General features: G+C 44.2%; 9 protein-coding genes. All 9 read right to left on the bottom strand.

From position 1 onward, the window contains the following. Positions 1-88 precede the first annotated feature (88 nt). The 9 genes from AC1RM2_RS01925 to AC1RM2_RS01885 all read right to left on the bottom strand — a co-directional run bounded on the left by AC1RM2_RS01925 (position 89) and on the right by AC1RM2_RS01885 (position 11,323). Complete coding sequence (locus AC1RM2_RS01925; RefSeq protein WP_492982841.1) at positions 89-1,366, bottom strand: MFS transporter; 1,278 nt, start codon at positions 1,364-1,366, stop codon at positions 89-91. A 10-nt stretch (positions 1,367-1,376) separates the two neighbouring features. After that, positions 1,377-1,610: a hypothetical protein gene (locus tag AC1RM2_RS01920; RefSeq protein ID WP_492982839.1), complete on the bottom strand. Its 234-nt coding sequence runs from the start codon at positions 1,608-1,610 to the stop codon at positions 1,377-1,379. Between the two features lie 4 nt (positions 1,611-1,614). After that, complete coding sequence (locus AC1RM2_RS01915; RefSeq protein ID WP_492982837.1) at positions 1,615-2,205, bottom strand: TetR/AcrR family transcriptional regulator; 591 nt, start codon at positions 2,203-2,205, stop codon at positions 1,615-1,617. A 571-nt stretch (positions 2,206-2,776) separates the two neighbouring features. After that, positions 2,777-3,682, bottom strand: a complete 906-nt coding sequence (locus AC1RM2_RS01910) for a hypothetical protein (RefSeq protein ID WP_492982835.1) — start codon at positions 3,680-3,682, stop codon at positions 2,777-2,779. A 154-nt stretch (positions 3,683-3,836) separates the two neighbouring features. Next, positions 3,837-4,670, bottom strand: a complete 834-nt coding sequence (locus tag AC1RM2_RS01905; protein WP_492982833.1) for a sterol desaturase family protein — start codon at positions 4,668-4,670, stop codon at positions 3,837-3,839. A 197-nt stretch (positions 4,671-4,867) separates the two neighbouring features. After that, complete coding sequence (locus AC1RM2_RS01900) at positions 4,868-5,878, bottom strand: fatty acid desaturase (RefSeq protein WP_492982831.1); 1,011 nt, start codon at positions 5,876-5,878, stop codon at positions 4,868-4,870. Between the two features lie 120 nt (positions 5,879-5,998). Then, positions 5,999-7,000: a YncE family protein gene (locus AC1RM2_RS01895; protein ID WP_492982829.1), complete on the bottom strand. Its 1,002-nt coding sequence runs from the start codon at positions 6,998-7,000 to the stop codon at positions 5,999-6,001. Between the two features lie 119 nt (positions 7,001-7,119). After that, positions 7,120-10,218: an efflux RND transporter permease subunit gene (locus AC1RM2_RS01890; protein ID WP_492982827.1), complete on the bottom strand. Its 3,099-nt coding sequence runs from the start codon at positions 10,216-10,218 to the stop codon at positions 7,120-7,122. A 178-nt stretch (positions 10,219-10,396) separates the two neighbouring features. After that, a complete protein-coding gene (locus AC1RM2_RS01885) occupies positions 10,397-11,323 on the bottom strand; it encodes an efflux RND transporter periplasmic adaptor subunit (protein WP_492982825.1) in 927 nt (308 codons plus the stop codon).

Here is an 11,323-nt window from a genome sequence, read left to right as displayed (position 1 = left end):
AAAAGACTTACATGGGTTAAACCGTGTAAGTCTTTTTTTTTAAGCCTTTGTTCTGTCTTGATTCCTGACGCTAATCTCTTGATTCTTCTTACATAGCCTCGTGAATCACCGCGTCTTCGGGTATCACTATCTTATTGCTATCCGCTTTTTGCTTAATAAGGTTATTTACGCGCCACATTAAAAAGATACCTAAAACCGAGATGCCAACTATCACATAACCTACAGTATTGTAATGCTGCAGGGGGCTGCCTTTGCTTTGCTGCGTAACTATCATACCGGCAACCGCGGCGGCAACACCACCTGCTATTTGTTGCAGCGATGCGTTAATGCTCATGAACGCGCCACGGTCGGCCATTTCGGGAACTGCGCTGGTGAGTGCCGATGACGGTATCATGCGGCTCATGATGCCCATCATCATTAATATATTTAATATCATCACCAATATTAATGGTGTTACCCCCAGGTTGGTATATACCACGCACATCAGCATCATCCATATGGATGCGGTTGCAAATATTTTAAACTTATCTATCTTATCGCTTAGCTTGCCTATCAGTGGCATTATGATCAGTGAACTTACGCCCGATACCATAAACAATAAGGGTAGCTGCTGGTTGGTTAGCCCAAGGTTGTTAACGGCAAAGGCGCTGCCGAAGGGCATCATCATAAAACCACCAATTGATAACAGCGCGGTAGCGGCAAAGCCTACCCGGTAATTGGCTTTGCCCACAGTATGCAGCAGGTGTTTATATGCCGATCTATCTGTTTGTACCGATAGATGTTTTACGATAGGTTGCAGTTTGACGGCTATTAACGTGGCAATACAGATGCTCAATGCGGCTACCATCCAAAACGGTGCTTCCCAACTCCAGGCGTTGGCTAAATACAGGCCTATAGGTACGCCTAAAACCTGGCTGCCGCCAAAGCCCATTTGTATAAACCCCATAACGCGCCCGCGTTGCTGTAATGCAAACAAGTCGGTAACGATGGCCATTGATATGGAGCCGATTACGCCTCCAAACAGCCCGGTAATAATACGCGCGGCTACCAGCACCACGTATGACTGGGCCATGCCGCAAAATATGGTACCGGCAATAAAGCCGATATAGAAAAACAACAGTAACTTTTTACGGTCGAACTTATCGGCGAAGCCGGCGGTTAGTAAACCCGAAATGCCTGCACTAAAGGCATAGGCCGATACAGCGATACCAAAAGCCGAAGGTTTTAGGTTAAGCGATTTCATAAGCATATCGCCAAGCGGCGACATCACCATAAAATCGAGTATCACGGTAAACTGGGTGATAGCCAGTAAAAATATTACCAGTTTTTGGTAGCCTGTAAAGGCTAAAGGTTGTTGATTTTCCATTTTATTTTGGTCAGGTTAATTCGCAGCATTGATAGCCGCGATGATTTATCATTTCAATTATTTGCATGTGCGATAGCGTTGCTGATACTACCCGCAGCACGTGGTCGCTATCATCCATATCAATGTTCCAGCATTTTATATCGGGGTTGCCGTCAAACAAGCCATGTAAAAATTGCTTTTCGGTATCGCTGTTAATGTTAGTTTTAAATAACAGTATGTGTTTAAAATCTTCTGTAGTATCCATACGCTTATTTTTTAAGAGCTTTTATCACCAGGTCGAAGGTTTTCCAGAGTATCTCGTCTGTTAGTTTAAAGGGCATACCGCTCATGCTTTTACCTTCTTTATCAAAACGGATCAGGTTATAAAAAGGTGCAAACGCTATCGACCAGTATATTTCAAAAGGCATCGCATCAATCTCGCCCCGCTCAATAACGTTTTGCATGAAGCTACCCATTATCGCCTTAAAGTCGGCCATATAGCCCGACAGAAATTGTTCCTGGTAGCTGGAACTGCGCAGCTGATCAAAAAATAAATTGATACCTGGCTTTTCTACAGCGTAGCGGTAGCGGTTTTCCCATTGCCTGCGCAGGCCTTGCTCAAAAGTCATCCCTGGATCAAAGTCTTTTACAATTGTCTCTTCCATTAACCGTAATTCTTCCACGGCGATGTTAATGATCAGATCGTCGCGATCTTTATAGTATATGTAAAGCGTGGCTACCGAAATTTGACAGGCCCGGGCCAGCTTATTCATGCTAAATCCTTCCAGCCCATCTTTTATTATTAATTCGATGGCTTTCTGTTTTACTAACTGTACCTTGTCTGTATCTCTCAATCTCATGATGAAACAAAGATAAATAAATATTCATTCATTTATAAAAAATATTTATTTATGAGATTATGATGGCAGTTAGCTTCAGAATTTTGCGAAACTGATGATACGTACTACCTTCGAAGTGCGTAGGCCTGTCACCCTGAGTAATCTTTATTTGCGCACAAATGATCGCATTGCAAATGACACTTTTTCATAATTGATAATCAGATAGTTACAAATGTGTCAATGGCAGACTGTCGAAGGGTCGCGCGTAGAGGCCTTTACCCGCTATGGTTCGACAAGCTCACCATGACAACCCTTTTTACGACGTCATTCCCTCTTCGGAATTTTGCGGAATTTTACAACTCAGCTGACATGTTAGAAGAGCTTACACGAATATTCGATTGAACGCTGGTCACGACTCACCCCGGCTACGCTGCGCTGGCCGACCCTCTCTCCGGCTGCGCCGCGAAGAGGGTTGAGGAAAGAAAAACAACTTTTTCGCCCCTCTATGCGACGCAGTTCGGAGAGAGCAGACGCCCCGATATTTTATCGGGGTCGTCGGGGTGAGTCGATTCGCCGACATACGACGGCAAAATTACTTCTCCGGGCTGTCGTAATAGTAAATAGGCGAGAATACCCCTTCGCTGGTAGTATAGTATCCTTTGCCGTCGGGTGTAAAGCCTATGGCTTCGCCTTGTTTTTCAACGGTGTAAGGCAGCTCCCTTGGTTTCCTGGCCATGGCATCCCATATATGCTCATTGGGCTGGCGTTGCCAGTAGTAAACTTTTTCGTAGCTTTTTAAAAGTATCTGCTGGCCATCTTTAGAGACATCGCCCGCCGTAATCCATTTAAACCCTTTAAAACCGGGGAAGAACAGCTTGGTACGCCTGGTTAGGGTAAGTGTATCATTGGCTTTATAACTTAATGGCGATGTATAAACCGCTACGGTGTCGCTGCGCTTGGTTACAATGTATAAAAGCTTTTCCACCGGGTCAATCATTAAAGTTTCGGCATCTTTCGGGCCATCCGGATACTTTAAATTAACAGCTACGGGTACCGCGTGTGTTGTAGTATCTTGCGCCCATAGTGTGTTTTCCAAAAAACGGTAAATGGTAATTACCTTCCTGTTTTGGGAGTTATCGCCAATATCGCCCAGGTAAACATAACTTTTACCTTTTCGTGGACCGGGGCCAACGGCAATATCCTCGCAATCCTGAACACCTAAATGTATATTTTTGTCGCCTTTAAAATAAATGGTAGCTTTTAACTTGCCCTCGGGGCTTATCGAAAAAAAACGGCTGGTATCGCCGCTATCATTATGTACATAATATACATCGGGGTTGATAGATGAAGCCGCTATTCCGGATGTTTCGTCCATTAGTTTGCTGTTTAGCGTGCCGCTTATTGGTTTTTTATCCAGTAAACGATGCTTGGCATATGCGCCTAAAAACAGCAGCATTACAAAAGGTATCAGGATCTGTAATTTCTTTCTTCGGCTCATGTTAATGTTGCAAATAATAACGCAAATAAATCACATTAGTATGAAGTTCGCATTAATTAAATACAATTGTTAATAATGTGTGCAAAAATGTGGCCAAAAAATATGCTACAGCGTTAACATGCCGTTTAAGGTCACATCAGCACCGTTTCCAAATTTACGCCTGTTTGCGCCTTTGGGGATGATCAAACTTTTGAAACGGAAGTTTTATTACATTTAAAAATTTTCCATTCAGATTTTCATCCATATGGGTGTCAATTCCAAAAACGATATCTTCCCTATCAACATTGGCGTAGGTGCCAAACAGCCTGTCCCAGATGCTTAGTACATCGCCATAGTTACGGTCGGTGTAGGGTAGCTGGTAGTGATGGTGTACGTGGTGCAGGTTGGGGGTAATAAATACCAGGCCAATAATTTTGTTTAGCCTGGAAGGTAGCTGGAACTCGGTATGGGCAACAATATTTGAAAACGACTGAAAGGTTTGCCTTAATATTAAAACGCCAATAGCCGGGCCGCAAATAAATACCCAAAGCATTAAAAAGCAGGTGCGGATACAGGTTTCGCAAGGATGCTCCCTAATGGTGGTAGATACATCTACCTTAAGATCGCTATGATGCACCAGGTGAAATTTCCATAGGGGCTCTATCTTGTGCATGGTAACATGGTACACATATTCGCAAAAATCCATCATCATAAACATCACGATGTAATATACCCAGAGACTGGTGCGAAAAGGGATGAAATTGATAAGCCCCCAATGGTGGGCAGTGGCCCAGCCGGATATTAAAACTACAAAGGTGGTTAATACCAATTGGATAGGCAGGGCAGTAAATATGAATAGGGTATTAACCGAGGTATGTTTCCATTTGATCTTTATTCCGTCAAATGAGGCCAGCATTTCGGCAAACCATAAGCCCGTTATTACACCGGCGTATAAAAGTACTTGCGTGAGATCTTCGTGCTGAGAAAAAAAGGAGATCAGTTTGTGCATAGTCAAATTAAAATAGAGACTTAAAGATAATAACTTTGTTACAATTACCTTAATCCTATGTTAATTCTTCATTAAATATTCATTTTTCTGTCAAAAAAAATGAGCATACTTTTAGTTGTTTTTAAATTGTAAGCCATTAGCGGCCAAGGTAGTGTGTTAAAACAAGGAAGGGCATCTGATCAATGCCCTTTCTTGTTTTAGTGTTCTTTTACCATTTCCATTTCCACATCGGGCTTGGATACATCGGTGAGTGCAACCCGGCCGCGGTCCTTACGCAATATGCGGTTAAAAAGTGAAATTTCGCGATCAAACAGAAACTGGAAAAACAGTTTTGTCCATGAGGTGTGATAGTACAGGGTATCGTAGTATTCAGGGGCGGTTTTCTTGATCTCGGGCAATTTATTCCAGGGGATAGAAGGAAAATCGTGGTGCTCATTATGGAAGCCTACATTAAAGGCCACCGCGTTAAAATTACCATAGTAACTGTAAGTTTCCTGCTCAACACTGTGGGTAAGGTAATGCTCCTGTATCCAACGGGCGCCAAGCGGGTGCAAGCCTACCGAGAAGGAAAAACTAAGCAGTAAAAATGCTACCGAGTGCCAGCCCATAAAATAAGCTATAGCCGTGGTAAAAATAACCTGCAATAAAAAGTTAGTAACTATCCAACCGTCAATAGGGTGTATTTCCCTTAACCTGGATAAGCGGAAAAGCTGGAATACCGGGAAAAACAGCAGCCAGATAGCCTTGCCAAAAAAAGAATTGCTGATGAGTTTTGCTTCCCATTTGTTGGGCAAATCGGCATCCAGTTCATGAACACCCTGAAAAGAGTGGTGCTTGATATGGTACTTTTCGAAGGAGATAGCGCTTGGCAATATTTGCGGCAAATTGGCAAACATAGATGCCCAACGGTTGGCGTTACGGTTTTTAAACAGCAACTGGTGGGTACATTCGTGAATCATCACAAATAATGCATGATCGGCAAAGGCGCCCAACAGGTAGGCCGCGCCAAATACCCACCACCATGATTGGTCGCGCAAAAACCAAGCTAAAACCACCTGGAATGCTACCAAACCGATAATAGCAAATATGGTATTGGGGTTTTTACCTATCAGCTTACGCAATTGCGGAAACTGCTTTAAAATCTTTTTTGTACGGATACGATGTGGTTCAGACTCGGACGAGTAAACAAAATCAGTTCTTTTAATCATATAATGTATAAACGTTAAATATAGGAATAACGTTTTAAAAATATCATTTTGCAGTCAAAATAAAAGTTAGTTATCTAAAATTCACAAACATTTCATGATTTTTTTATATACAAAATAAGCTTACTGTAGCTTGTAAACCAGTACTTTAAATGTGCCGGGCAGGGCTTTGCGTGTGCCAGGCTCAAACTCGGCCACGCTTAAGTAAATTTTGTGGGTTTTGGTATCCAGTGCTAAAGTTTTAGCACGAACAGCCGTTTTCAGGGTTTGAATAACACTGTATTCATCTGCCGATTTTTGTTTGATAATGGTGGTTGTACCATCGCCATTGGAGCAAAAAATTAGTTTTGTTTCGGCGTCATAGGCTACTGCGTCAACACCTGCGCCAATAGGTATGGTAGCAGTTACTTTCCCGGTATTAATATCAACAACGCTCATCCCTTTATTTTCGCGGCAAACAGTAAATACGCGCTGATTGGCAGCATCCAAAGCAAGACCGGTAGGGCCGCCGCATGGTGCAAGCGGGTAATTTTTGATTACTTTAAGTGTTTTGCTGTCAATAATATTCAGGCTGTTTTTATCTTCCAGGTTGTTGTAAATTTTGCCTTTACCATCTGGCACCGCAAATTCGGGGCCGCCACCCAGGGCCACTGTACCAACCTGTTTTAAGGTTTTTGGGTCTATAACCGACGAGTTATTACTTTCACCGTTAAAGCTGAAAATTCGGTCCGAATAAGGATCGTACATAATAGCATCAGGGCCATTGGCATCTGTAAGTGGGATGGTAGCAATGGTTTTTAGCGTTTTAATATCAAATGCCACCACCGCGTTGGCCTTGCCATCGGTAATAAAGCCGCGGTTTAGTTTATTTACTATGGCAATGCCGTGTACGCCTTTCATATTATCGATAGAGCCCACTTCTTTATCGGTAGCCAGGTCGATAACGTTTACCTGGATGCCATGCGATACATATAAACGGTTGTTTACTTTATCAATGGCCAGGTAATCGTACCCGCCATCGCCGGTCAGCGAGATGGTTTTATCGGCCACATAAGTTTGGGCGTTTAGGGTAAAAGGTGCTAAACCAACTATTGCTACTACAAAAGTTAAAATTTGTTTTTTCATTTTGATAGATCTGATTTTGCAATGAAATTAGATATCGAATCTGTAGAAATATTGGTTTATATGAGCTAAAAGCAGAAGGCGCAAAGCCAAAAGCCTATATCAGATTTGTTTGTTTAGCATTATTTATCAGGTTGTGGATTACTTGAATTTACATCATGCTCACCCGCCGGTGGTACAAATCCATTACGGTACAAAATACGCAGCATAGCGGGCAGTACAATTAACAGCAAGGGTAGTGCTGCCAAAAAGCCGCCTATTACGGCAATAGCCAAAGGCTGGTGCAGTTGCGCCCCCGCGCCTATACCCAACGCCAAAGGCATTAAGGCGATAATTGCCCCCAAAGCAGTCATCAGTTTGGGGCGTAACCGGGTACTTATGGCGTAGGTTACAGCATAATCTATCGGGTTATCAAGCGCGCATTGTTTAAACTGAAGGAAGGTAAAAATGGCGTTTTCGCCAATGATGCCCACTATCATAATCAGGCCCGTATAGCTGCCCACGTTTAGCGGGGTGCCTGTTACATATAAGGCTAAAAAGCTGCCGCCTATACCTAAAACGCCTAAAACCAAAATGAGCAGCGCTATCCTGAATTGTTTAAACAAGAACAGGATTACCGCGAAAACCAATAAGCTGGCTACTATTAATATAGTAAGCAACTCTTTAAATGATTGCTGCTGCTCGGCATAAGCACCGCCATATTCAACATGGTAACCTTGCGGCAGGCTTACGTTTTGCGCAATGGCTTTTTTTATGGCTGGTATAGCCGTACCTAAATCGGTGCTATCCAAGCGGGCGGTTACAATATTTAAATTTTGCAGGTTTTCGCGGTTTATTTCGGCATCGCCGGGTTTTAGGTTTACCTGGGCCAGTTCGCTAATGGGTACCAGCCTGCCGTTTGGTAAAAATATGTTCAGGTTGTTTATCCCCGTAACGGTTAAAGCCCGGTTGCCGGGATAAACCATGCGGATAGGGGATAGCTGCTCCCGCTCAAGCAGGGTACCTATTACATTGCCCTCCAACGCTGTTTGCGTTTGCAGCTGCAAACTTGCGGCAGTTATATTATACTGCGCCAGTGTTCCGTAGTGTGGGTCGATACTTACCGAGGGGCCGGCTATAACAATGCCCGGCAATACGTCGGCAGTTCCTTTTACTTTTTCAACCTGGGCGGCTATTTGTTTTGAGAGGATGTTCAGCCTTTTTGGGTCATCGCCAAAAAGTTTAATTTCAATAGGCTCGGCACTGGTGGTCAGGTCGCCCAGCATATCGGTTATCACCTGGCCAAATTCAACTACCAGGGCAGGCTGTGTTTGGGCAATTTTATTACGCAATTCGCCGGTTACCTCTTCGGTTGTTTTGTCCCGTGTTTTTTTCAGTTGTATGAGGTAATCTCCCCGGTTGGGTTCTGTAATGAAAAAACCCATCTGGGTACCCGTTCTGCGCGAATAGGTGGCAACCTCGGGTTGTTTTATAATGATCTTTTCTATCTCGCGCAGCATCCGGTCGGTTTCTTCCAGTGAAGTACCTGGCGGCGACGAGTAATCAAGCACAATACTGCCCTCGTCCATATCGGGTAAAAAACCGGTTGCCAGGCGTGATGGAACTAATACGATAACGCCGATTAAAGCGATCATGATCATGACGGCTACATAAGGGCGAAGGATTAGGAACGCTATCCAGCGCTGTTGTTTAACCGGGTGAGGCTGTTCCTGTTTTGCTTTGGCAATGTCCTTAAATTTAGGCTTAGGTGTAAGCAACAGATATATCACCGGCAAGCCTATCCACGTTACAAAAAACGAGCATACCAGGGTAATGATCATGGTATCGGTAAGTACTTTAAAATATGCGCCCGCCACACCACTCATCAGCACAAACGGAATAAAAATAACAATGGTGCTGATAGATGACCCCAGCATGGCCGGGAACAAATAATCAATTGCCTTTTGTACCAGGTGCCGGCTCAACTCGTGCGGGTACTCTTCATGCGTGCGGTGAATTTGTTCAACCACTACAATGGCATCATCAATAATTAAACCCAACGAGGCTGCAATAGCGCCCAATGTCATGATATTAAAGGTATAGCCCACGCCATAAAGTACTAATAAGGTTAAGCCTAAGGTTACCGGTATGGTAATTAATATAGTAGCGCTCGCTTTAAACGAACGGAGGAAAATGACGGCCACAATAATGGCAAGCAGTAAACCTATCCATAAGCTGTCGCTCACGCTTTTTACCGAATCGTTTACAAAATCGGCCTGTACATAGTAGGGTTTTATGGTGACGCCACCGGGCAATATTTTTTGTAATGCCTGTACTTTATCGGCCATATCGTTTGATACCGATATCAGGTTGGCATTGGGCTGTTTAATAACGGCTATCAGCACACCATCGTGGCCATTGGCATTAATGCGGGTGTATTCAATACCCTCGTTTATATTAATGGTTGAAAAATCCTTTAGCCTGAGCACCCTTTTGCGGTTATTGCTGATCACCAGGTTTTCCAGCTGATCTTTGGTATTAATGGTGGCATCGGTAACGGTGAGGTACAGCATCTTATAATCAGACAGGTAGCCGCCCGATTTAACAAAGTTGGTGGTGGCCAGCGTGCTGCTGATGATATCGGGCGTAATGCCGAGCGAGCTCATTTTGCGCTGATCGAGCGTAAGCCAGTATTCCTTTAATTTACCGCCGATAACCCTGATCTCGGATACGCCATCAACCTGCGATAAAAATGGTTTTACGGTATAGGTGGCTATCTGCCTGAGCTCGATGGGCGATTTGGTATGGCTCTCCAGCGTATACCCGCTCACCGGTAGGATAGAAGGGTTCATCTTCTCCACCGAAATATTAACGTCGGGCGGTAAATCGTTTTTGATCTGGTCGATGCTCGATTGGATGCGCTGCTGGCTCAGGTCGATATCCGCGCTCCAGTTAAACAGGGCCGATATTTCGCAACTGCCCCGGCTGGTTGTACTGCGCACCAATTGCAGATCGGGCACTTGTTTAATGGCATTTTCGAGCGGCCTGGTAACCGTAACCATCATTTTGTTTACCGGTTGCAGGCCCTGGTCGGCAATGATCTTGATTTTGGGGAAAGTAATTTCGGGAAAAAGCGAGGTTTGCAACCTGGAATAGGCAAACAAGCCCCCCATAATAAAGATGAACAGTACCAGGCCCAAAGGCTTGCGGTGCGATATAAAAAAGTTTTTACCGGCGCTCATGAGTGTTTAGTTGGATTAGACATGGCGGTTAGACTCACCCCGGCGACGCTACGCTGGCCGACCCTCTCTCCGGCTGCGCCGCAAAGAGGGTAAGAGAAAATTACCGGTTTAAACCCCTCTATGCGCGAAGCGGAGAGAGGGGTGACGAGCGTAGCGATGTCGGGGTGAGTCGTTTTCATTATTGCACAATTTTAACTTTGGCCGTATCGGTTAACCCGTAGTTACCCGTTACCACAATTTGATCCTTTGCCGAAAATTTTGGGGTTAATATTTCAACCCTGTCGCCGGTTTCAATCCCTTTGGTTATCGGGGTTTTAACTGCAGTTGTTGGGTTAATAAGTTTCATTACCCAAAAATCCGTCTGCGTTTCGTTGGTTAATATGGCCGATTTGGGCAGTGATGAGGTATTTGATCGTAATGACCGAATGATCCTGGCCTTGGCCACTAAATTTTCGGGTATGGGGTTTGCGCTGTTTACTTTGATAACCATACCCTGTGTTTGCGACAGGGTATCGACAGATGGCATTTCAGATGCTACTTGCCCGTCCAGCTTATCGCCGCCTGGCAAAATGAGTTGTATGCCCTGGCCAATTTTAACATAACGACGCATTTCATAAGGCAGCTGCATCACAAAAGCAAAGCTTGATCGGTCGCTGATGATGGCCAGCTGTTCGCCGTCTTGTACATAATCGCCTTTTTGGTGGGCCAATTGGGTAATGTACCCGCTGCCCGGTGCTTTGATGCGGTTAACGCCCGAAAATTTAAATGTAGTATCCAATATATTGATGCTGTTGCCTATGCTTTGGGCTTCTTTGGTTTTAATGGTAAAAACGGTTGATCCTTTATCAACATAATGCCCCAGTTGGGTATTAACGCCTTCAATATATCCGTTGGCATTTGCCTTTACCACATTTTTTTGCAGGAATATAGATGTAGCGCTCACATCAAAATAATCAACCATCGAGCTATCGGTAACGGTGGTTACCGTAACAGGGGTTTGCGATGCCACGGCTGCGTCTTCGCCGTCGGCAGGTTTATCGGCGCCCTTGCATGAAAACAGCAGGAGCGGCAGGCAGGCAAATAGGTATATATGTTTAAATTTCAT

The sequence above is a fragment of the Mucilaginibacter sp. GW822-FHT03E02 genome, assembly GCF_058801545.1.
This window is presented reverse-complemented; position numbering and strand designations above follow the sequence as displayed.